Raw genomic sequence first — 21,299 nt, forward strand, 5'->3', positions numbered from 1 at the left:
ACGCGCCGCCGCAAGGCGGTTTACCGCCCCGCCGTCACAATTTTTTCCCTCGCCCCTTTACCGGCGAATCGTCTGCGGCTCATGATATTGGCAGTGATGACAGCAGGAACACCGTTTTCAGGTAAGGAGCCTCGGGTGGAAAGAAGCGTTTTTTATATTTCGGATGGTACGGCGATCACCGCTGAAGTGCTGGGGCACGCGGTGCTGTCGCAGTTCCCGGTCACGGCGACCACGTACACCCTGCCGTTTGTCGAAACCGAGGCCCGCGCACGCGCAGTTCGCCAACAAATCGATGATATTTATAATGAAACCGGCGTGCGGCCGCTGGTGTTTTACTCCATCATCTCGCCGGAAGTGCGCGATGTGATCGTCCAGAGCCAGGGCTTCTGCCAGGATATCGTGCAGGCGCTGGTCGGCCCGCTGCAGGGCGAGCTGGAAGTGGAGCCAACGCCGGTGCCGAACCGTACCCACGGCCTGACCGCCAGCAACCTCGGCAAGTATGATGCGCGCATCGCCGCCATCGACTATACCCTGGCGCACGATGACGGCATTTCGCTGCGCAACCTCGATCAGGCGCAGGTGATCCTGCTCGGCGTGTCGCGCTGCGGCAAAACCCCCACTAGCCTCTATCTGGCGATGCAGTTCGGCATCCGCGCCGCCAACTATCCGTTTATCGCCGACGATATGGACAATTTACACCTGCCGGCTTCGCTGAAACCGTTTCAGCATAAATTATTCGGCCTGACCATCGATCCGGAGCGCCTGGCGGCGATCCGCGAAGAGCGGCGCGAAAACAGCCGCTATGCCTCATTGCGCCAGTGCCGCATGGAGATCGCCGAGGTCGAGGCGCTGTTCCGCAAAAACCAGATCCGCTACCTCAATACCACCAACTATTCGGTCGAAGAGATCTCCACCAAAATCCTCGATATCCTCGGCATGAGCCGCCGCATGTTCTGATCTTTTCCTCGCGGGGCCGTCGCGCCCCGCCGCCTGCCGTTTATTTCAGCAGCAGCTGATTTTTTTGTGCTTTTTTTCGCGGCTTTGATCAACAGAACGCAATCTCTACGGTTGAATTCAGCGCTTTTTGCGTTATTGTGATCGCCATCACTTCCCGGCACTCCTGCCGCAGAGAAGAACAGTTTCCAGGGAACAACATGCACAAAACAGATGAACTGCGGACCGCGCGCATCGACAGCCTCGTCACGCCGCAAGCGTTGGCGGACAAGCTGCCGATCTCGGCGGCCGTCGCCGATAACGTGACAGCGTCACGAAAACGCATTGAAAAAATCCTCACCGGTGAAGACCGCCGCCTGTTGGTGGTGATCGGCCCGTGCTCCATCCACGATCTCGACGCCGCCGTCGATTACGCCGGCCGGCTGAACGCCCTGCGCGAACGCTACCAGGACCGTCTGGAAATCGTGATGCGCACCTACTTCGAAAAACCGCGCACCGTCGTCGGCTGGAAAGGCCTGATCTCCGATCCGGCGCTGGACGGCACCTTCCAGGTCAACCGCGGCATCGAGATGGCGCGCCGCCTGCTGCTGGAAGTGAACCAGCTCGGCCTGCCGACCGCCACCGAATTCCTGGACATGGTGGTCGGCCAATACATCGCCGATCTCATCAGCTGGGGTGCCATCGGCGCACGCACCACCGAAAGCCAGATCCACCGTGAAATGGCCTCGGCGCTCTCCTGCCCGGTCGGCTTCAAAAACGGCACCGACGGCAACACCCGCATCGCCATCGACGCCATTCGTGCGGCGCGCGCCGGGCACATGTTCCTGTCGCCGGACAAACATGGCCAGATGACCATCTACCAGACCAGCGGCAACCCGTATGGCCACATCATCATGCGCGGAGGCAAAACGCCGAACTACCACGCCAGCGATATCGCTACCGCCTGCGACAGCCTGCGCGAGTTCGATCTGCCGGAGCACCTGGTGATCGACTTCAGCCACGGCAACTGCCAGAAGATGCACCGCCGCCAGTTGGAAGTGGCCGACAACGTCTGCCAACAGATCCGCGCCGGCTCCGCCGCCATCACCGGCGTGATGGCGGAAAGCTTCCTGGTGGAAGGCACGCAGAAAATCGTCGCCGGCCAGCCGCTGACCTATGGCCAGTCGATCACCGATCCTTGCCTGAGCTGGTCCGACAGCGAACAGCTGCTGGCGATGCTGGCGGATGCGGTCGATAGCCGTTTCTGACACAACCTAGGCCGGGGCTTTGCCCCGGCTTTATCCCCCCCGCCTCGCTCATCTATACTGATTGCAACCTATTTGCACCCGCCGATACGCACCTGGAGCCCCGGCATGATTCACTCTCTGTTATCCATCCCCTGCGTCACGCTGCAGGGCGAGCAAAAAACGCTGGGCGATTTCCCGGCGCGCGCTTACCTGGTGGTCAACACCGCCAGCAAGTGCGGCTTCACCCCGCAATACCGCGGGCTGGAAAATTTGTGGCAATACTATCGCGAACGCGGCCTGGTGGTGCTCGGCTTCCCCTGCAACCAGTTTGGTTCTCAGGAGCCGGGCAGCCCGCTGGAGATCGCCAACTTTTGCAGCCTCAACTACGGTGTCAGTTTCCCGCTGTTCAGCAAGATAGACGTTAACGGCCCCGGCGCGCACCCGCTGTTCAATGAGCTGAAACGCCTGGCGCCCGGCATTTTGGGTAGCCGCCGCATCAAGTGGAATTTTACCAAGTTTCTGCTCACCGCCGACGGCCAGCGCGTCACGCGCTTTGCGCCGATCACCAAGCCCGAACGTCTGTTTGACCGCATCGAAACCCTGCTGAAATAACTCCCCTTTTTTACGGGCCGAGTGCACTCGGCCCGCCGCCGGATGTCCGTTCGACAAAAAGGTTCCATCGGTAAGAAAATTTTCCTTGATGTAACCTTTCCTTCACATGATAATGATTCTCAGTTTGATATTAATTACCATTTAATGGTCTGTTTTATAAGCACAATGATGATGGATACTGCCAACACGCCTACCCCCGCCGCCGCGGCCCCGACCGAGCAAAGCGCAAACGCGCCGCCCAGCTACGACAGCGCACAGCTGCTCGGCGCCGACGGCATCGCGTTCATTACCCATCAGGGCCAGCGCTATCAGCTACGGCAGACCAAAGCCGGGAAATTGATCCTGACCAAATAACTACAGAATCCTCAAACGCCAGCCACCCCGATCTTTTGATCCAGGCAGCCAGCAAATCTATTGATATGTTTTATTACATACGGAGAGTTGCACCATGCCTCTGACATTTTCCACCCGGCTGCGTTTTTCCGCTTTGAGTCTGGCGATTGCCTGCGCTCTGCCTACGGTGGCCTTGGCACAAAACACCAGCACAACATCCTCTTCCAACGCGGCGCCGGCTAAAAAAGCCAAAGCCGCCGACGAGACCATGACCGTGGTCGCCACCGGTAACCAACGCAGCAGCTTTGAAGCGCCGATGATGGTCACGGTCATCGAAGGCAACTCGCCGGAAAGCCAGACCGCCACCTCGGCCGCCGATATGCTGCGCCGCGTGCCGGGCATCACCGTGAACGGCACCGGGCGCAGCAACGGTCAGGACGTAACGATGCGCGGCTACGGCAAAAACGGCGTGCTGACGCTGGTCGACGGCATCCGCCAGGGTACCGATACCGGCCACATCGGTGGCACTTTCCTCGATCCGGCGCTGGTCAAGCGCATTGAAATCGTGCGTGGCCCCTCTGCGTTGCTGTACGGCAGCGGCGCACTGGGCGGCGTCATCGCCTACGAGACCGTCGATGCCGCCGATCTGCTGCTGCCGGGCCACGATACCGGGTTCCGCGTCTATGGGTCCGCCGGCACCGGCGATCACAGCCTGGGCATGGGCGCCAGCGCTTACGGCAAGACCGATAACCTCGACGGCCTGCTGTCGTTCGGCACCCGCGACGTCGGCAATCTGCGTCAGGGCAACGGCTTCGATGCGCCAAACGACGAAACCATCAGCAACGTGCTGGCCAAAGGCACCTGGAAAATCGACGACAATCAGTCATTGAGCGGCGATCTGCGTTACTACAACAACAGCGCCCAGGAGCCGAAAAACCCGCAGACACCGGGCAGCTCGAGCAGCAACCCGGTGACCAACCGCTCCACCATCCAGCGCGATGCCGCTCTGAGCTATAAGCTCAAGCCGGTCGGCCAGGATTGGCTGGACGCCACCTTGAAACTGTATACCTCGGAAGTCAAAATCAATGCGCACAACGCCGGTGCGACCGACGAGTTCCGCAAGCAGACCACCAACGGCGGCAAGTTGGAAAACCGCACGCGTCTGTTCGCCGACAGCTTTGCGTCACACCTGCTAACCTACGGCTCCGAGGTCTATGAACAGAAACAGCAGCCGGGCGGCGCCACCACCAGCTTCCCGCAGGCCAAGATCAACTTCGCCTCCGGCTGGCTGCAGGATGAAATTACGCTGCGCGATCTGCCCATCACGCTGCTCGCCGGCACCCGCTATGACAATTACAAAGGTTCAAGCGACGGTTATGCCGATGTCAATGCTGACAAGTGGTCGTCACGCGGCGCAGTCAGCATTACCCCCACCGATTGGTTGATGCTGTTCGGCTCCTACTCTCAGGCGTTCCGCGCGCCGACGATGGGTGAGATGTACAACGACTCCAAACACTTTTCGATACCCATGGGGCCTACCACCCTCACCAACTATTGGGTGCCTAACCCAAATTTGAAACCAGAAACCAACGAAACCCAAGAGTACGGATTTGGTCTGCGTTTCGATGATTTGATGCTGGCCGATGATAGCCTGCAGTTCAAAGCCAGCTACTTCGATACCAAGGCTAAGGATTACATCACTCCCGATTACACCATGGAGATAGGGCGTGGGCCACGCGGGCCTTACTGCATCAGCTGCACCACATTTTCAACCAACGTCGATCGCGCCAAGATCTGGGGATGGGACACGGCACTCAGTTATAAAACACCGTGGTTTGGCTGGGACTTGGTCTATAACCGCACCCGTGGCAAAAATGAAGCGACCGGTGAATGGCTGGCCGACATCAACCCGGATACCGTCACCAGCTCGCTGGACGTGCCACTGGGCGAAACCGGTCTGTCCGTCGGTTGGGTCGCCACCTTCGCCGAGCGCGCCAAGCGAGTGCCCGCCACCTACTCGGAACAAGGCGGCTACGGCGTCAACGACTTCTATCTGAGCTATAAGGGCCGCGATCGTCTGCAGGGCGTGACCACCACCGTAGTGCTGGGCAATGCCTTCGACAAAGAATATTACTCGCCGCCGGGCATCCCGCAGGATGGCCGCAACGCCAAACTGCTGGTCAGCTACCAGTGGTAATCATTTGACTATCTGGCGGACAACCCGGTTGTCCGCCGTTCGCATCACAGCGCAGGAGAATCCCGCATGAGCAACACCCTATACGAACGCTACCAACAGGCTAAAATCGATCACCCCGGCAAATACGCCCGCGATCTGGCGGCGATCCTCGGCGTCAGCGAAGCGGAGCTGACGCACGCCCGCGTCGGCCACGACACTCGCCGCCTGCAGGCCGACGCGCGCACCCTGCTGACCGAGCTTGAGCAGGTCGGCGTCACCAAGTCCATCACCCGCAACAGCTATGCGGTGCATGAGCAGATGGGCCGCTACCGCAACCAGCACCTCAACGGCCACGCCGGGCTGATCCTCAACCCGCGCGAGCTGGATCTGCGCCTGTTCCTCAACCACTGGACCAGCGTTTTCGCCATGAGCGAAACCAACAAGCGCGGCGTGCGCCACAGCATCCAGTTCTTCGACCAACAGGGCGATGCGCTGCACAAGGTCTACACCACCGAAGAAACCGATCTACCGGCCTGGATGGCACTGGTGGAGCGCCACCTGAGCGAAGAAAACCCGGCGCTGGCGCTGCAGCCCGCCGAGGCGAGCAGCGCGGATGAAACGACGCAGGATCATGCCAAAATCGACGGTGAATGGCGCGCGATGACCGACGTTCACCAGTTCTTCCAGCTGCTCAGCCGCAACAAGCTGACGCGCCAGCAGGCGTTCCGCGCCGTTGGCGACGATCTGGCCTATCAGGTGGACAACAGCGCGCTGTCGCAGCTGCTGGAAGCGGCGCAGCAGCAGCAAAACGAGATCATGATCTTCGTCGGCAACCGCGGCTGCGTGCAGATCTTCACTGGCCAGATCGAACGTTTGATGCCGCAGGAAGGCTGGATCAACGTGTTCAACCGCCGCTTCACGCTGCACCTGATCGAAGACGCCATCGCCGAAAGCTGGATCACCCGCAAACCGACCAAAGACGGCATCGTCACCAGCCTGGAGCTGTTCGCCGCCGATGGCGCGCAGATTGCGCAGCTGTATGGCCAGCGTACCGAAGGTCAGCCGGAACAAACCCAGTGGCGCGAGCAGGTTGCCGCGCTCGCCGCCAAGGACATCGCCGCATGAAATCTTCCTTGATCCGCCGCCTGGCGTTGATGATGTCGCTGGCGCTGCCGCTCACCGCTGCGGCGGCGCAGCGCATCGTCTCGATCGGCGGCGACGTGACGGAAATCGCCTTCGCGCTCGGCGCCGGCGACGAGGTGATCGCCCGCGACAGCACCAGTCTGCACCCGGAAGCGGTGAAAAAGCTGCCGGACGTCGGCTACATGCGCCAGCTGAACGCCGAAGGCATTTTGGCGCTGAAGCCGACGCTGGTGCTGACAACCGAGCTGGCACAGCCGGCGCTGGTGCTCAAACAGCTGGCGGACAGCGGCGTCAACGTGGTCAGCGTGCCGGGTGACACCACCCTGCAGGCGGTGCCGCAGAAAATCGCTACGATCGCCGCCGCGCTGCAGCGCGTTGAGCAAGGCAAACAGCTGAGCGAGCGCTATCGACAACAGCTGGCGGCGGTCGATACCTCCCCGCTGCCGGTCAAGGTGCTGTTCGTGATGAGCCACGGCGGCATCACGCCGATGGCCGCCGGGCAACACACCGCCGCCGACGCAGTGATTGCCGCCGCCGGCCTGAAAAACGCCATGCAGGGCTTTGACCGCTACCGTCCGCTGTCGCAGGAAGGCGTCATCGCCAGCGCGCCGGATCTGTTGCTGGTCACTACCGACGGCGTGCGCACCCTCGGCGGCGAACAGCAGCTGTGGACGCTGCCGGGCCTGGCGTTGACGCCGGCGGGCAAGCAGCGCCGCGTGCTGATCGTCGATGACATGGCGCTGCTGGGCTTCGGTCTGGAAACGCCGGCGGCGCTGGCCAAACTGCGCCACGCGGCGGAGCAAAAGTAATGCGCTGTCGCACCTCGCCTCAGCTGGCCATCATCGGTCTGCTGGTGTTGCTGACGCTGCTGGCGCTGGTCGCCGCCAACCTGGGCGCGCTGACGCTGTCGTTTCGCACCCTGTGGCGCGAACCTTTCAGCGACGCCGCCTGGCACATCTGGTTGAACATCCGCCTGCCGCGCGTGCTGCTGGCGGTGGTGATCGGCTGCGCGCTGGCGGTATCCGGTGCGGTGATGCAGGGGCTGTTCCGCAACCCGCTGGCGGATCCGAGCCTGCTGGGCATCAGCAGCGGCGGCGCGCTGTTTGTCGCCCTGTTCATCGTGATGCCGCTGGCGTTGCCGGTGACGATCGCGCTATACGGCCATATGCTGGCGGCGTTCCTCGGCAGCCTGCTGGTATCGCTATTGATCTACGGTATCAGCCGCAGCGGGCACGGCAATCTGTCGCGGCTACTGCTGGCAGGCATCGCCATCAACGCCCTGTGCATGGCGGCCATCGGCGTGCTCTCCTACGTCAGCAGCGATCAACAGCTGCGCCAGTTCTCGCTGTGGATGATGGGCAGCCTCAGCCAGTCGCAGTGGCCGACGCTGGCGGTTTCCGCCTCGCTGATCCTGCCAACGGCGCTGTTGACGCTGCTGCAGGCGCGCCGGCTGAACCTGTTGCAGTTGGGGGACGAAGAGGCCCACTACCTCGGGGTGAACGTCCAGCGCGCCAAGTTGCAGCTGCTGTTGCTGAGCGCCTTGCTGATCGGCGCGGCGGTAGCGATGAGCGGCGTGATCGGCTTCGTCGGTTTGGTGGTGCCGCATCTGGTGCGCATGCGCCTCGGCGGCGATCATCGTTGGCTGCTGCCCTGCTCCGCGCTGGGCGGCGCCTGCCTGCTGCTGGTCAGCGATACGCTGGCGCGCACGCTGGTGGCGCCGGCCGAAATGCCGGTGGGGTTGATGACCAGCCTGATCGGCGGTCCTTACTTTTTATGGCTGGTGATGCGCCAGCGGGAGCGAACCGGTGGATAACGCCGCCTGTCTGACGGCCCGAGAGCTGCGCTACAGCCTCGGTGCGCGCCGCTTGATCAACGACGTTTCGCTCAGCCTCGCCGGCGGCGAAATGGTGGCGATTATCGGCCCTAACGGCGCGGGTAAATCGACGCTGCTGCGCTTGCTGACCGGCTATTTGACGCCGGACTGCGGCGAATGTCGCCTGCTTGATCGCCCGCTGGAACAGTGGGCGCCGCAGCAGTTGGCCAAAGTCCGAGCCGTGATGCGCCAGTACAGCGATCTGGCGTTTCCGTTCAGCGTGGAGGAAGTGGTCAGCATGGGGCGGGCGCCGCACGGCAAACGCGACGAGCATCAGGCGATCCAACAGGTAATGGCGCAGACCGATTGTCTGGCGCTGGCGCAGCGCGACTACCGCCAACTGTCCGGCGGCGAACAGCAGCGGGTGCAGCTGGCGCGGGTGTTGGCGCAGCTGTGGCAACCGCAGCCGTCTCCCGCCTGGCTATTTCTCGACGAGCCGACCTCGGCGCTGGATCTGTACCACCAGCAGCACACCCTGCGCCTGCTGCGCTCGCTGACGCGCCAACAGCCGCTGGGCGTCTGCTGCGTGCTGCACGACCTCAATCTGGCCGCGCTGTACGCCGATAGGATCCTGCTGCTGCATCAGGGGCGTCTGGTGGCGAGCGGCACGCCGCAAGAGGTGTTGCAGACGGAGATCCTCACCCGCTGGTATCAGGCCGATCTCGGCGTGGTGCATCATCCCGAAGTGTCGCTGCCGCAGGTCTACCTGCGTCAATAACGTCAAGGGCGCCATTAAGCGCCCTTTTTTCATCTCAGCTGGAGCAGGAAATCTCCAGATGTTTGCCCCAGTCCGGCGGCAGCGCGGCGAGCTCGTCATATTCCGGCGCATCGTCGAACGGCCGCAGCAGGGCCTGATGCAACCGCTGTAAACGGCCCACCTCGTCTTGCTCCGCGTCTTCAATCGCCTGCTGCGCCAGATAGTTGCGCAGGATCAGGCGCGGGTTCACCGCCTTCATCGCCCGTTGCCGCTCCTCATCGCTCACCTGCTCCTGCTGCAAACGCTGACGATACTGCTGATACCAGGAATCGAACGCCGCACGGTCGATAAACTCGTCGCGCAGCGGCGACTGCGCCTGTTGCTGTTCAGTGTCGCTCAACAGGCGGAACGTGCGGGTATAGTCCCGCCCTTCCTGCGCCATCAGGCTCAACAAACCGGTGAGCACGTCATTATCCTGCGCCGTCGGCGTGAAGAAACCGAGTTTGGCGCGCATCTGTTCGCCGTAGGCGCGCATCAGCGCCGGTTCATACGCCGCCAGCGCCTGCTGCAGCTGTTCGGTAGTCATCAGCCCAGACAACGTCTGCGCCAGGCGATGCAGGTTCCACAGCGCCACCGCCGGCTGATTGTCGAAGGCGTAACGCCCCTGGTGGTCGGAGTGATTGCAGATATAGCCGGGCTGGTAGTCATCAAGGAAGCCGTAAGGGCCGTAGTCGATGGTGATGCCGAGAATCGACATGTTGTCGGTGTTCATCACGCCGTGAGCGAAACCGACGGTTTGCCAATGGGCGATCAGGCGCGCCGTCCGTTCGACTACGTCGGTAAACCACAGCAGGTAGCGCTCAGCCTGATCCTGCAGCTGTGGCCAGTGACGGGCAATGACGAAATCCGCCAGCTGCCGCACCTGCTCCGGCTGTTTGCGGTAGTAAAAGTGTTCGAAGTGGCCGAAGCGCACGTGGCTTTCCGCCACCCGCATCAGCATGGCGCCGCGTTCCGGCTGCTCGCGGAACACCGGCTGGCGGCTGGTCACGATGGTCAGCGCTCGGGTGGTCGGGATCCCCAAATGATGCAGCGCCTCAGAGGCCAGAAACTCGCGGATCACCGAACGCAGCACCGCGCGGCCGTCCCCCATACGCGAATATGGCGTCAGCCCGGCGCCCTTCAGGTGCCAGTCGCGGCGGCTGCCGTCCGCCAGGACCTGTTCGCCCAGTAAAATGCCGCGGCCATCCCCCAGCTGCCCGGCCCACACGCCGAACTGGTGGCCACTGTACACCTGCGCCAACGGCTGCATGCCCGGCAGCAGCGTTTCTCCCGCCCAAATGGGGGTTTTATCCTGGGTAAACCAGCTTTCATCCAGCCCCAACTCGCGCGCCAGCGGCGCGCTGTGGTACAGCAGGCGCGTATCCCTGAGCGGCGTCGGGTTCAGGGCGGTGTAGAAACCGGGTAACTGTTGGTAGTAAGCATTATCGAACTGCGGCATAGGCCCTCCGTTTCAGCGTAGTGTAGAGCCTGGGCGGGCGGATTAACACCGAAGGAATGCAGGGAGAACGCATCCGCCTGTTGCCAGGACGGATGCGGGGAGTTTGGCGTTTGCCCCTAACGGAGGAAACGCGATTTAACGCAGGCTGACAAACGGTGTCATCAGCTCAAAAACGATGGCGAATAACGGCGACGGAATCACGACAAACATCATCCCGCGCATTATTTACCTCATTGTGTGTAGTTTTTATATCACTTCTTAATTATTGAACTCGCTGGGCTTCGCCAGCAAAGCTTGCAGATTATCCACACCAACGCTGGGCCATAAAAAACCTTGCAGGCCTAAAACACCGGCGTATCTGAGTTTATTAAAGTACTCTTTTTTCTCTATTCCTCCGACGATCACGCCTTTACACAACAGGTTGATATTCTTTAACAACGAGTCGATGACCACGTCATACCCCTGATGGGTAAACAGCTGCCAGTAAAAACGCTTGTCTATCTTTACGTAGTCAAACAAACCATCATACAGCGCGGTTAAGGTGGCTTTACCGGAACCGAAATCATCAAGCCATAGCGTAAACATTTCGCTTAATCGCTGCACGCTCGGGTTGTTCTTCCCGGCCGAAAGATTCGGAAAACTCTCACTCATTTCGAATGCAATAAAAGGATATTGCCTGATCCATTGGCACAACGCCGGATCGGAAAGAATAAGCTCAACGACGGTTTCTTCGATATTGATGGTCAACTGCACGCTGTTACCGGTAAACCAGGCCGCATGCCGCTCTGCAAGTTTCAATTGCTCATTAAATAACTCAATCCTTTGTTCAGGTGCCAATAAATTAATCCCAATTTCGGCCGGCATGGCTAAATCACCGTCGGGACTGTTGAAACGGCTCAACATTTCCACCGCCAACAGCCTGCCCTCCATTGAGTAAACAGGTTGAAAAACATAGCTACTAATAAAGTCAGCTTCGAGTTGGATGTTCATTTTAATGCCACAGGATGAATGGCTAGCGTATCATCGTATATCAATATATTTTATCGATCAATCCTTCTGGGATTAATCGGAAATATCAATGTAAATATCCATGAAATATCATTTAATTGATAGATTAAAGCTATACGAAAATCACGAAAGGCGCAAAAGAAAAGCAGCCAAACTTATGCCATTTTCCTCACCCAACGCGTGATGTGAAAAGCTATTTGGCTTAAGTAGAATGGATGAGGGGCTAAATTTGACTTATCTCCTTTGTTTTATTTAAGAAAAATCTTAAATAAAGTAAAATAATCTTTCTGCCTTAACATCAATTTTCCCTGTCGTTAACGATGACTGATTAAATCTAATAACACATCAATTCCTCTCGTTATTCGTGGCATTGAAAACGTAAAAAAATGCCCACCTTGATTTTCAGAAAATCTGCGCTACCGTACCTGCGAAACGTCAATTTAAGCGATAAAAAAAGGGATGAGCACGCTCATCCCCTTCACCATCCCACGCCGGCTAACGGATCGTTTCGCTTAGCCATTGCCGCAGTTCGGTCAATTCGGCCGCCTGTTGCGGATAATCCGCCATCAGCCGATCGCAGCAGGCGGCAACGGGCTCGCTGCGATACGCGCAGCCCACCAGCGCTTCCGATAGCCGCTGCAGCGGGGCGGGATTCAGGCTGTCGGTGAACACCTGCGCGCGAACAATCGTTCCCTTCTCCACGTCGAAGAACAGATCCACGCCGCCCCAGACGAAACGCTCATTAAGCAGATGGCTGAACGCCGGCGCCTTGCCGAAATTCCATTCCCAACTGCTCTGTTTGGCGAACTGCGCGGCAAAATCGGGCAAATCGGGGAAGACGTCCGGCGAAATGATCTCCGGCTCGGCCGTCTCGCCATAGTGGGCAAAAAAGGCCTGCACGATGGCTTCGCACACTTGTTCATGGCTGATACCCGGCAAAAACTCCGCCAAATTGGCGACGCGCGAACGCACCGAGGTGATGCCCTTGGCCTGCAGCTTTTTGGGATCCGGATTGAGGTAGTCCGCCAACCGCTCCAGATCGGCGTTCAGCAGCAGCGTGCCGTGGTGGAAACCGCGATCCTGGGTTTCTCGATAGGCCGAGCCGGATATTTTGCGCGGGCCGTCGGCGGTCTCCATCACCAGATCGTTGCGTCCTGACGCGCCGGCCGTGACGCCCAATTGCCGCAGCGCTTGCAGAATGATGTCGGTCGAGACGCTTTTGTCGTAACCCGGTTTGCCGGCCATAAAGGTGAAGCAGGTATTGCCCAGGTCGTGAAATACCGCCCCGCCGCCGCTGCTGCGCCGCGCCAGCCGAATGCCGTCCTGCTCCATGCGCCGGGTGTTGCACTCTTTCCAGGGGTTCTGCGACTGACCGATCACGACCGTTTCGGCATTGCGCCACAGGAAGAGGATTTTTTGCGTGGTCATCTCGCGGAAGATGCATTCTTCCACCGCCAGGTTGAACCAGGGATCGTAGGAATCGGAGATCAATAAACGCAGGCTGTTCATGGCAGGCACCGTTCAAAACACGTGATGCCGCCATGATACACCAAATCAATAGGTTAAGGCTAAATGCGTCGCGCCTGCCAGTATACCCGCTTCCAGTAGACGTTATCGAGCGAGGAGCGGATCACTCCGCGGCTGGTCGACGCGTGGATAAATTGGTCGTTGGTATCGTAAATGCCGACGTGCAGGCCGTTCTCACCGCCGCCAGTTTTGAAGAACACCAGGTCACCCGGCATCAGCTCATCACGCGAAACCTTGGTGCCCAGCGAGGTTTGCTCTTCGGTCGAACGCGGCAGCTGCATGTCGAAACGATCGCGGAACGTGCGGTAAACAAAGCCGGAACAATCTACGCCGCCGCGATCCAAGCCACCGTAACGGTATGGCGTGCCGTACCACTGACGCAGTTGCTCGTTGAGCTGGGCCACCACCACGATAGAGTCCGCCAGGCGGCCGCTCGGCGGCGGCGCATGGCTGCTGCAGCCGGCGAGGATCAAACTGGCTAATAAAAACCACACACGCATCCGCATAATATTCCTTCATTGAACACGCTGCCGCATTATGCCAATCGGCACACCACCACCGCCTGCGAGACGAAGCCGGCACCACGTAAGGAGAGCGCTATTTGGCGTTAATTTATCTCCCGCACGGGGAAAAAGGCAAGCGCCATGAGGGAGATAATAGCAGGATCGCCGGTTTTGACCCTATTCCGGTGATTTTGTCTCGGATTTGCTGTTAATCAGCCAGACACCGAACAGAATAAACAGCGTGCCCAACGTTTTCAGCAGCGTAGCGGATTCGTTAAACCACGGCAGGATCACCGCCGCCAGATAGACCAGCGCGTAGCTGACGCTCAGCAGAGGATAAGCGCGGTTTAACGGCAGGTGGCGCAGCGCAAAGAACCAACACAGCATCGACAGCGCATAACCGAAGATGCCGCCGCCCACCGCCAACAGCGGCAGCCAGTAGTCGCCGATCAACGCCAACGAGACGTCGGCGAACGACATCAGCGGGATTTGCACCATGCCCCACTTCATCAGCAACTGCGCCAGCGTCACCAGCAACACGCTGGCGGCGCCCCAGGCATAGCCCCTCATGAATGCACGCTCATCAGCAGGATCCCCAACATAATCGACGCTACGCCACACCAGTGGCGCACGGTCGTCGGCTCATGAAACAGCCAGCGCGCCGCCAGCGTCACCATCACGAAGTTCAGGCTGAGCATCGGGTAAGCCAGGCTGAGCGGCAGGCGTTGCAGCACATTGAGCCACACCGCCATGCCCAGCCCCAGCAGCAGCACCGCCAGCACCAGCCAACGCAGCGTCTGCTTCAGCCGCGCTTCGTCCGCCCGCTCCCAACAGTGCGCCGCCTGCTTCTGGCACAGCTGCCCACCGCAGGTGAGCAGGCTGACCACAATCACCAACAGAAAACCCATCATGGTTGCTGTTTATACCACATCAGCACCAGGCGGTTCATACGATCCACCTTGTCTGCGGCAGGCAGTTCCTGCGGCAGCGCTTCGCCACGGGACAGCTGCAGCACCAGGGACACATTCCCCTGTTTGCGCGCCTGCGCCAGCCACTGCGGGAAGTCGGCGTCGCTGATCAGGTGGCCTTTGGCGTCCGGATACTCCAGACCATAAGCTACCTCGCCTTTCTGGCTGTACATCAGCACGTCGCTACGCTTCAGTTCCCAGGCCAAACCGGCCGCTACCCCGACGCTGTCGGTCAGCACGTAACGGCTGTCGCCCAGCTCGGCCATCGTGGCGCGCGCGAAGTTCTGCGGCAGCTTGGAATCGGTCACCTGTTGCGGGATGGCGTAGCCGATCACCAGGCACAGCAATACCGGGCAGGCCGCCGCCCAGCGCCATTGACGGCCGTTATCGCGTGCGGAAACCAGCGCGAACAGGAGCCAGCCGCCGAAGGCGATCAGGCCGAGCACCACCTTCGGCCACTCTTGCGCGGTAAACAGATGGGCTTTCGGCAGCAGGCCGGAGCTCAACACCACCAGCGCCACGATGCCGATCAGCCCGAACAGGCCGTTCAGCCAGGCATTGGCCTTGAACAGCCTGGCGCGCAGGGTGGCGGCGTAGTCTTCCGCATAGGCGGTCATCAGCAGCGCCAGCGGCGCCATGCAAGGCAGAATGTAGGTCGGCAGCTTGCCTTTGGCGATGCTGAAGAAGATCAGCGGCATCATCGCCCAGCTCAGCAGGAAGAACAGCTCTGGGCGCTGTACGCGTTCGCGCCAGCCCTTGAGCAGCGCACCGGGCAGCAGCGCCAGCCACGGCAGCACCGCCGCCAGCAGGATCGGCAGGTAATACCAGAACGGCGCCTTGTGCTGGGCGTTATCTTCGGCGAAACGCTGAATATGTTCGACCCAGAAGAAGTAATTCCAGAAATCGGGTTCGCGTTGCGCGATCGCCAGCGCCCACGGCAGGCTGAGCAACGTAGCGGTCACGATCGCCACCGGGCCGTAGCACAGCAGATCCTTGATACGACGTTGCTGGATGACGATCGGGATCACCGCGATCACCGGCACCGCCAGCGCCAGGAAGCCCTTGGTCATAAAGCCCATGCCGCAGGCCAAGCCCAATAGCGCGTAGGCGCCCAGCTTGCCTTTGACCGAGGTGGCTTTCAGCGTCAGGTAGTAGCTGACCATCGCCGCCGCCAGCCACAGCGAGATCATCGGATCCAGCACGCTGTAGGTGCCGATGCTGAACACCAGCACCATCGACAGGAATATCAGTGCCGCCAGGCTGGCGCGGCGCGCATTGCGCCACATCAGCATCGCCAGCGCGAACACCAGCAGTGCGGTCATGCCGGTGCTGAACACCGAGCCGAAGCGCACCGCAAAGTTGTTTTCGCCGAACAGCCACTGGCTGATGTTATTGAACCAGTAACCCGCCACCGGCTTTTCGAAGTAGCGCAGCCCCAGCAGGTGCGGCACAACCCAATCGCCGCGCTGCAGCATTTCACGGCTGATCTCGGCATAACGCGTCTCATCCGGCTGCCACAGCAGGCGGCCGTTAAGCGGGATCAGGTAAACCAGAGCAAAAAAAACGGCCAGCAGAATGGCCCAGGATCCTTTTAGCGCCTTCATGTAACGTCCTTCACATCGGTTTGACAGCCCAGCCAACCTTCGCGGCCGGGGAAAGGAGCACGCTTGATGCGGCCCAACGGCAGTGATGCCAAATCTTGTGGTAACAGCGCGCTAAGCGGACAGAATTCGATGCCCTGCTGCCGTGCGCGTTGCAATAACTGTTCGAACATCGTCGCTTGCGACATGCCTTCCACTTCGGTGTGAATGGTGTACACCGGCACGCCGCGATCGTTCTCGATGGCGCGCAGAATGTAGTCGTTGAAGTCGGCCATGCTGACTTCGCTGCCGATCACTTCGTCGAAGGTCGGCAACGTCACCGGGATCTGCACCGTGCCGTGACGCCCGTCGCTCAGCACCGGACGGAACGGATGGGTGCCGCGGCAATCGCTGTTGTAATGGAAGCCGAAGCGTTGCTTGACCTCCAGCACGCGCGTATCGGCACGCCAGCCCGCCACGGCGGAGCATTTCACCGGCTGGCCGGTGCTGGCGCTCAGGGCATCGACGCCCAGCTGCACTTGTTCGGTCAGCTGCGCCTCGCTCCACTTGCCGACCTTGGCCTGCCACCCCTGGTGATCCCAGGCGTGCAGCCCGACTTCATGGCCGGCTTCGGCGGTGCGCTTCATCAGCGGCCCCAACGCGCGTGAAATGTTGCGCCCCGGCCAGGCGGTGCCGGCCAGCAGAATGTCCAGGCCGTACAGCGAGGCGGCGTTCGAACGCAGCATTTTCCACAGAAATTTCGGACGCAAAAGGCGCCAAAGATGGCGCCCCATGTTGTCCGGTCCCACGCTGAAGAAGAAGCTGGCCTGAATGTCGTACTTGTCGAACAGGTCCAGCAACTGCGGCACCCCTTCACGGGTGCCGCTGAAGGTATCTACATCAACCCGCAGACCGACTTTCTTCATGCATCGTTCCCTTCCTGAACGGTAGTGCGCAGGAAGTAGTCCAGCGTATCGGCGACGGTTTGCTTCATCTCGATGGTCGGCTGCCAGCCCAGCAGGCGGTGAGCGTTCTTGATGCTCGGCGTGCGGTGCTCGACGTCCTGGTAACCTTTACCGTAGTAGCTGCTGCTCTCAACGTCCTTGAAGCCGGCAAACGGCGGGAAGCGGTCGCGCAGCGGGTGGTTGTTGAAGCTTTCCAGCAGCATTTCCGCCAGCTCGCGGATGCTCGCTTCGTTGGTCGGGTTGCCGATGTTGACGATCTGGCCGTCGCACAGGCCGTCGCGGTTCTCGATGATGCGGAACAGCGCTTCGATGCCGTCGTTGATGTCGGTGAAGCAACGTTTCTGCGCGCCGCCGTCCATCAGTTTGATCGGCGAACCTTCCACCAGGTTGAGGATCAGCTGGGTGATGGCACGGGAAGAGCCGATACGCGCAGCGTCCAGGTTATCCAGGCGCGGCCCCATCCAGTTGAATGGACGGAACAGCGTGAACTTCAGGCCTTCTTTAGCGCCGTAAGCCCAGATCACCCGATCCAGCAGCTGTTTGGAGACCGAGTAGATCCAGCGTTGTTTGTTGATTGGCCCGACGATCAGGCGCGAATGGTCTTCGTCGAACTCTTTGTCGTCGCACATGCCGTACACTTCTGAGGTGGACGGGAAGATGATGCGCTTGTTGTATTTCACGCAGTCGCGAACGATCTTCAGGTTCTCTTCGAAGTCCAGCTCGAACACGCGCAGCGGGTTACGGGTGTATTCGATCGGCGTCGCGATCGCCACCAGCGGCAGCACCACGTCGCATTTCTTGATGTGATACTCGATCCACTCGGAGTGGATACTGATGTCGCCTTCCACGAAGTGGAAACGCGGGTTGTCGAGGAAACGGCTGATGGCGTCAGAACCGATATCCAGGCCGTAGATGTCGTAGCGATCGTCACGCAGCAGGCGCTCGGTCAGGTGGTTACCGATGAAGCCGTTAACCCCGAGGATCAGCACGCGAGTGCGGCGTTTCATTACGGCGTTCGGCTTGGCGGCCAGGCGCACGTCGGTGACGATGCCCATTTCCTGCGCCAGGCGGCTGCCCTGCACGTACAGGCCGCTGTCGTTCTGACCGGCAACGATCTGCAGCGCGCCTTCGCCACAGGCGATGACCAGCGGCGAGGTGCTCAGTACGGTGCCCGGCTGCTTGTCGTGTTGGGTATCCAACACGCGAGAGCGCCAGACGATCAGCTTGCGCTGGCCGAGGTAGCTGAAGGCACCCGGGTACGGTTCCGTGACAGCGCGTACCAGGTTGTTGATCTCTTTGGCGGACTTGTGCCACAGGATCTCGCCGTCCGCCGCGGTGCGACGGCCGAAGTAGCTGGCCTGAGACTCATCCTGCTTGGTGAAGGTGGCGGTGCCATTCTTCAGCTTCGGCAACTGCTCTTTCAATACGGCCTGCGCGGCTTCCAGCACTTTTTTGTGCAGCGTCAGCGCAGTGTCGCTGTCAGCGATGGTCACTTTCTGCTGACCGACGATGTCGCCGGCGTCCGGGCGTTTCACCATCTTGTGCAGCGTGGCGCCGGTTTCGGTTTCGCCGTTCACCAGCGCCCAGTTCACCGGGGCGCGGCCACGGTAATGCGGCAGCAGCGAACCGTGCAGGTTGAAGCCGCCCTGCGGTGCCAGCGAGAGGATCTCGTCGCTCAGCATGTGGCGGTAGTAGAACGAAAAGATCACGTCCGGCTGCAGGTAGCGAATGCGGTCAACCCACAGCGGGTGGTTCACGTCTTCCGGCGCATAGACCGGGAGATCCAATTCGGCGCCCAAACGGGCCACGGAGGAGAAGAAGTTGTTCTCACCAGGGTCGTCGGTGTGCGTGAATACGGCCTGCACGTCATAACCCGCCTCAGTCAGCGCTTTCAGACCTGCGCAGCCAATATCATGGTAAGCAAATACAATAGCTTTCATCATTCTTCTTCCTGAGTATTGTGGTCCTGCTGTACGCCGACCACTTTCTGAACAAAATAGCGAGGACGTGCGCGCACGTCGGTATAGATGCGGCCGATGTATTCACCCAGTAGCCCCATGCCAACAAACTGGGCGCCGATAAAGGTGAACAGCACGGCGAAGAGGGTGAACACGCCGCCGGCGGCCCATTCAGGGCCGAGCAGCAGACGCAGCGCAATCAGCACCAGCGCCAACACAAACCCGGACAGCGCCACGATGCTGCCGACCACGCTGAGCAAACGCAGCGGGGTGGTGGTCAAGCAGGTGATCAGGTCGTACATCAGGTTGATCAGCTTCATCAGGCTGTACTTGGAATCGCCAAACTCGCGCTCGGCGTGACGCACGTCGATCTCGGTCGTGCGGCGGGCGAAGGTGTTCGCCAGAATAGGGATAAAGGTGCTGCGCTCGTGGCAGTGCAGCATCGCCTCAACGATGTGACGACGGTAGGCGCGCAGCATACAGCCGTAGTCTCCCATCGACTTGCCGGTGGCGCGTTGAATCATCATGTTGATCACGCGCGAAGCGCTTTTGCGGAACCAGGAGTCTTGACGGTTGGCGCGCACGGTGCCCACCACGTCATAGCCCTCTTCCGCCACGCTGACCAGACGAGGGATCTCCTCCGGCGGGTTCTGCAGATCGGCGTCCAGCGTAATCACCAGATCGCCGGTCACCTGGTTGAAACCGGCCATGATCGCCGAGTGCTGGCCATAGTTGCGGTTCAGCAAAACGGCGATGACGTGGCTGTCCGGCTTTTCCGCCGCCGCGGTCAGCATGTCCGCGGAGTTGTCGCTGCTGCCATCGTCGACGAGGATGATTTCATAAGGTTGAGATAACTGCTTACAAGCGGCGGTAGTACGCTCCAGCAACGCCGGCAGGCTTTCCTGCTCGTTGTATACCGGGATGACTATCGACACTTTTTTAATCGGTTCAACGCGAGACACGTAAAGACTCCACAACAGAAGACAAGGCATTGACCACGCGATCCACGTCGGCGTCGGTCATATCAGGGAATAGCGGTAAAGTGCACAGCCGCGCCGAGTTCCATTCGGTATTCGGCAAGGAAAGCTGCGGATAACGCTCACGGTAGAATTTCTGGGTATGCGCGGCGCGGAAATGCAGCCCGGTGCCGACGCCAACCTCTTTCAGGCGCTCCATCAACCGATCGCGATCGATGCCGCAACGCTCAGGATCGACACGCACCATAAACAGGTGCCAGGCGTGGTCATGCGGGTAATCCGGCACCCCCAACGGTTGGAACGGCGAGCCTTCGAGCGCGCTCAGGTAGCGCTGTGCCAGCGCCTTGCGGCGCGCGTTCAGCTCAGCGAAGCGCGACAGCTGCACCACGGCGATCGCCGCGTGAATGTCGGACAGATTGTATTTGTAACCCGGCTCCACCACTTCGGCCTGCGGTTTGCGGCCAAGCTGCTGGCGATCGAAGGCATCGACGGCCAGACCGTGGAACTTCAGGCAACGCAGGCGATCCGCCAGCGCATCGTCGTCGGTGGCGATCAGGCCGCCTTCGGCGCAGGTCACGTTTTTAATCGCGTGGAACGAGAAAATCGCCGTGCCGCGCGCGCCGACCCACTCGCCGTTGTAGCGCGTGCCGACCGCATGGGCGGCGTCTTCGATCAAAGGCAGGCCGTGGCGTTCGGCCACGGCGCGCAGCGCGTCCATCTGCAGAGGAGCGCCGGCGTAGTGCACCGGAACAATCGCTTTGGTTTTCGGGGTGATGGCAGCCTCGACATCGGCGGCGCTGACCATCAACGTATCACGGTCAACGTCGATCATCACCGGCGTGGCGCCCAGCAGCTCGATCATGTTGAGGGTGGAAACCCAGGTTTGCGAAGGGGTGATGACTTCGTCGCCGGGGCCGATGCCCAGCGCCATCAGCGTGATGTGCATGCCCGCCGTGGCGGAACTGACGGCGATCGCATGTTTACAGCCGAAGGTGGAACAGAAGTCGCTTTCCAGCTGCTGGTTTTGCGGCCCGGTGGTGATCCAACCGGAACGCAACACTTTCTCTACCGCGGCGATTTCTTCATCGCCGATGGCCGGACGAGAGAAAGGCAAAAATTGATCCATAGTTAACCCCAAACGTATCGAACTGCTTTTGATGACACTGTAAATCCCTTTCGTTTAACGGATATTAAACGCCAGAGAAGAATCGTTTCCGTGGATTAACTGCCAATGTAAGGCCGCAAGCTTAACTAAACCTTAAGACGAGACTTGTCATCAGTGGGTCAACTGATTGGTGGGT

Annotated in this window: 20 protein-coding genes; 9 read left to right on the forward strand and 11 right to left on the reverse strand. The window is 60.2% G+C overall.

What is annotated here, in order from left to right; genetic code table 11:
- Window positions 1-96 precede the first annotated feature (96 nt).
- The 9 genes from ppsR to ACJ8HT_RS17145 all read left to right on the forward strand — a co-directional run bounded on the left by ppsR (window position 97) and on the right by ACJ8HT_RS17145 (window position 9,035).
- Entirely contained in the window at window positions 97-957 is an 861-nt protein-coding gene (gene ppsR / locus ACJ8HT_RS17105; RefSeq protein ID WP_049239973.1) for a posphoenolpyruvate synthetase regulatory kinase/phosphorylase PpsR, read from the forward strand.
- 197 nt (window positions 958-1,154) lie between these two features.
- On the forward strand, window positions 1,155-2,201 hold the full coding sequence (locus ACJ8HT_RS17110) for a 3-deoxy-7-phosphoheptulonate synthase (RefSeq protein ID WP_039566394.1): 1,047 nt from the start codon (window positions 1,155-1,157) through the stop codon (window positions 2,199-2,201).
- A gap of 105 nt (window positions 2,202-2,306) precedes the next feature.
- Window positions 2,307-2,792: a glutathione peroxidase gene (locus ACJ8HT_RS17115; RefSeq protein WP_038871031.1), complete on the forward strand. Its 486-nt coding sequence runs from the start codon at window positions 2,307-2,309 to the stop codon at window positions 2,790-2,792.
- A gap of 171 nt (window positions 2,793-2,963) precedes the next feature.
- Window positions 2,964-3,146: a hemin uptake protein HemP gene (gene hemP, locus ACJ8HT_RS17120; RefSeq protein WP_048796123.1), complete on the forward strand. Its 183-nt coding sequence runs from the start codon at window positions 2,964-2,966 to the stop codon at window positions 3,144-3,146.
- A gap of 94 nt (window positions 3,147-3,240) precedes the next feature.
- Complete coding sequence (locus ACJ8HT_RS17125) at window positions 3,241-5,322, forward strand: TonB-dependent hemoglobin/transferrin/lactoferrin family receptor (protein WP_197653410.1); 2,082 nt, start codon at window positions 3,241-3,243, stop codon at window positions 5,320-5,322.
- Window positions 5,323-5,388: 66 nt separating this feature from the next.
- Window positions 5,389-6,426: a hemin-degrading factor gene (locus tag ACJ8HT_RS17130; protein WP_194570964.1), complete on the forward strand. Its 1,038-nt coding sequence runs from the start codon at window positions 5,389-5,391 to the stop codon at window positions 6,424-6,426.
- A complete protein-coding gene (locus tag ACJ8HT_RS17135) occupies window positions 6,423-7,253 on the forward strand; it encodes a heme/hemin ABC transporter substrate-binding protein (protein ID WP_033638352.1) in 831 nt (276 codons plus the stop codon). Before ACJ8HT_RS17130 ends, ACJ8HT_RS17135 begins: the two co-directional genes overlap by 4 nt.
- Window positions 7,253-8,257 (forward strand): FecCD family ABC transporter permease, encoded by a 1,005-nt coding sequence (locus ACJ8HT_RS17140; protein WP_016927948.1) that lies wholly within the window; start codon window positions 7,253-7,255, stop codon window positions 8,255-8,257. The genes ACJ8HT_RS17135 and ACJ8HT_RS17140 overlap by 1 nt, the downstream gene beginning before the upstream one ends.
- Window positions 8,250-9,035, forward strand: coding sequence for a heme ABC transporter ATP-binding protein (locus ACJ8HT_RS17145; RefSeq protein ID WP_049198604.1), 786 nt, complete (start codon window positions 8,250-8,252; stop codon window positions 9,033-9,035). The genes ACJ8HT_RS17140 and ACJ8HT_RS17145 overlap by 8 nt, the downstream gene beginning before the upstream one ends.
- A 34-nt stretch (window positions 9,036-9,069) precedes the next feature.
- On the opposite strand, the gene ACJ8HT_RS17150 is transcribed toward ACJ8HT_RS17145, so the two are convergent.
- From ACJ8HT_RS17150 to arnB, 11 genes are all read right to left on the reverse strand, one after another.
- Complete coding sequence (locus ACJ8HT_RS17150; protein ID WP_197653409.1) at window positions 9,070-10,512, reverse strand: protein adenylyltransferase SelO; 1,443 nt, start codon at window positions 10,510-10,512, stop codon at window positions 9,070-9,072.
- Between the two features lie 258 nt (window positions 10,513-10,770).
- On the reverse strand, window positions 10,771-11,502 hold the full coding sequence (locus ACJ8HT_RS17155; protein WP_049198608.1) for an EAL domain-containing protein: 732 nt from the start codon (window positions 11,500-11,502) through the stop codon (window positions 10,771-10,773).
- A gap of 513 nt (window positions 11,503-12,015) precedes the next feature.
- The gene (locus ACJ8HT_RS17160) at window positions 12,016-13,029 is read right to left on the reverse strand and encodes a lipoate--protein ligase A (protein ID WP_194571487.1); all 1,014 of its coding nucleotides are present in this window, start codon (window positions 13,027-13,029) and stop codon (window positions 12,016-12,018) included.
- A gap of 59 nt (window positions 13,030-13,088) precedes the next feature.
- Complete coding sequence (locus tag ACJ8HT_RS17165; RefSeq protein ID WP_016927954.1) at window positions 13,089-13,553, reverse strand: NlpC/P60 family protein; 465 nt, start codon at window positions 13,551-13,553, stop codon at window positions 13,089-13,091.
- A gap of 174 nt (window positions 13,554-13,727) precedes the next feature.
- Window positions 13,728-14,120 carry a 4-amino-4-deoxy-L-arabinose-phosphoundecaprenol flippase subunit ArnF gene (arnF, locus tag ACJ8HT_RS17170; protein ID WP_019456018.1) on the reverse strand — a complete coding sequence of 131 codons (393 nt, stop codon included), beginning with the start codon at window positions 14,118-14,120 and terminating at the stop codon, window positions 13,728-13,730.
- Window positions 14,117-14,461 (reverse strand): 4-amino-4-deoxy-L-arabinose-phosphoundecaprenol flippase subunit ArnE, encoded by a 345-nt coding sequence (arnE, locus tag ACJ8HT_RS17175; RefSeq protein ID WP_197653408.1) that lies wholly within the window; start codon window positions 14,459-14,461, stop codon window positions 14,117-14,119. The genes arnF and arnE overlap by 4 nt, the downstream gene beginning before the upstream one ends.
- The gene (arnT, locus tag ACJ8HT_RS17180; protein WP_060440070.1) at window positions 14,458-16,122 is read right to left on the reverse strand and encodes a lipid IV(A) 4-amino-4-deoxy-L-arabinosyltransferase; all 1,665 of its coding nucleotides are present in this window, start codon (window positions 16,120-16,122) and stop codon (window positions 14,458-14,460) included. The genes arnE and arnT overlap by 4 nt, the downstream gene beginning before the upstream one ends.
- Window positions 16,119-17,024 carry a 4-deoxy-4-formamido-L-arabinose-phosphoundecaprenol deformylase gene (arnD, locus tag ACJ8HT_RS17185; RefSeq protein ID WP_197653407.1) on the reverse strand — a complete coding sequence of 302 codons (906 nt, stop codon included), beginning with the start codon at window positions 17,022-17,024 and terminating at the stop codon, window positions 16,119-16,121. Before arnD ends, arnT begins: the two co-directional genes overlap by 4 nt.
- Window positions 17,021-19,003 carry a bifunctional UDP-4-amino-4-deoxy-L-arabinose formyltransferase/UDP-glucuronic acid oxidase ArnA gene (gene arnA, locus ACJ8HT_RS17190; RefSeq protein ID WP_197653428.1) on the reverse strand — a complete coding sequence of 661 codons (1,983 nt, stop codon included), beginning with the start codon at window positions 19,001-19,003 and terminating at the stop codon, window positions 17,021-17,023. The genes arnD and arnA overlap by 4 nt, the downstream gene beginning before the upstream one ends.
- On the reverse strand, window positions 19,003-19,983 hold the full coding sequence (gene arnC, locus ACJ8HT_RS17195) for an undecaprenyl-phosphate 4-deoxy-4-formamido-L-arabinose transferase (RefSeq protein WP_033642884.1): 981 nt from the start codon (window positions 19,981-19,983) through the stop codon (window positions 19,003-19,005). Before arnC ends, arnA begins: the two co-directional genes overlap by 1 nt.
- Window positions 19,970-21,124: a UDP-4-amino-4-deoxy-L-arabinose aminotransferase gene (gene arnB, locus ACJ8HT_RS17200; protein ID WP_089185898.1), complete on the reverse strand. Its 1,155-nt coding sequence runs from the start codon at window positions 21,122-21,124 to the stop codon at window positions 19,970-19,972. Before arnB ends, arnC begins: the two co-directional genes overlap by 14 nt.
- Window positions 21,125-21,299: the final 175 nt, after the last annotated feature.

Origin of the sequence: Serratia sp. CY44782, assembly GCF_052168715.1 — a bacterium.
GTDB lineage: Bacteria > Pseudomonadota > Gammaproteobacteria > Enterobacterales > Enterobacteriaceae > Serratia > Serratia nevei.

Bases quoted from the DNA above. Each gene is read 5' to 3' on its own strand.
- ppsR (WP_049239973.1), top strand. From the start codon at position 97: ATGACAGCAGGAACACCGTTTTCAGGTAAGGAGCCTCGGGTGGAAAGA.
- ACJ8HT_RS17110 (WP_039566394.1), top strand. From the start codon at position 1,155: ATGCACAAAACAGATGAACTGCGGACCGCGCGCATCGACAGCCTCGTC.
- ACJ8HT_RS17115 (WP_038871031.1), top strand. From the start codon at position 2,307: ATGATTCACTCTCTGTTATCCATCCCCTGCGTCACGCTGCAGGGCGAG.
- hemP (WP_048796123.1), top strand. From the start codon at position 2,964: ATGGATACTGCCAACACGCCTACCCCCGCCGCCGCGGCCCCGACCGAG.
- ACJ8HT_RS17125 (WP_197653410.1), top strand. From the start codon at position 3,241: ATGCCTCTGACATTTTCCACCCGGCTGCGTTTTTCCGCTTTGAGTCTG.
- ACJ8HT_RS17130 (WP_194570964.1), top strand. From the start codon at position 5,389: ATGAGCAACACCCTATACGAACGCTACCAACAGGCTAAAATCGATCAC.
- ACJ8HT_RS17135 (WP_033638352.1), top strand. From the start codon at position 6,423: ATGAAATCTTCCTTGATCCGCCGCCTGGCGTTGATGATGTCGCTGGCG.
- ACJ8HT_RS17140 (WP_016927948.1), top strand. From the start codon at position 7,253: ATGCGCTGTCGCACCTCGCCTCAGCTGGCCATCATCGGTCTGCTGGTG.
- ACJ8HT_RS17150 (WP_197653409.1), bottom strand. From the start codon at position 10,512: ATGCCGCAGTTCGATAATGCTTACTACCAACAGTTACCCGGTTTCTAC.
- ACJ8HT_RS17155 (WP_049198608.1), bottom strand. From the start codon at position 11,502: ATGAACATCCAACTCGAAGCTGACTTTATTAGTAGCTATGTTTTTCAA.
- ACJ8HT_RS17160 (WP_194571487.1), bottom strand. From the start codon at position 13,029: ATGAACAGCCTGCGTTTATTGATCTCCGATTCCTACGATCCCTGGTTC.
- ACJ8HT_RS17165 (WP_016927954.1), bottom strand. From the start codon at position 13,553: ATGCGGATGCGTGTGTGGTTTTTATTAGCCAGTTTGATCCTCGCCGGC.
- arnF (WP_019456018.1), bottom strand. From the start codon at position 14,120: ATGAGGGGCTATGCCTGGGGCGCCGCCAGCGTGTTGCTGGTGACGCTG.
- arnE (WP_197653408.1), bottom strand. From the start codon at position 14,461: ATGATGGGTTTTCTGTTGGTGATTGTGGTCAGCCTGCTCACCTGCGGT.
- arnT (WP_060440070.1), bottom strand. From the start codon at position 16,122: ATGAAGGCGCTAAAAGGATCCTGGGCCATTCTGCTGGCCGTTTTTTTT.
- arnD (WP_197653407.1), bottom strand. From the start codon at position 17,024: ATGAAGAAAGTCGGTCTGCGGGTTGATGTAGATACCTTCAGCGGCACC.
- arnA (WP_197653428.1), bottom strand. From the start codon at position 19,003: ATGAAAGCTATTGTATTTGCTTACCATGATATTGGCTGCGCAGGTCTG.
- arnB (WP_089185898.1), bottom strand. From the start codon at position 21,124: ATGGATCAATTTTTGCCTTTCTCTCGTCCGGCCATCGGCGATGAAGAA.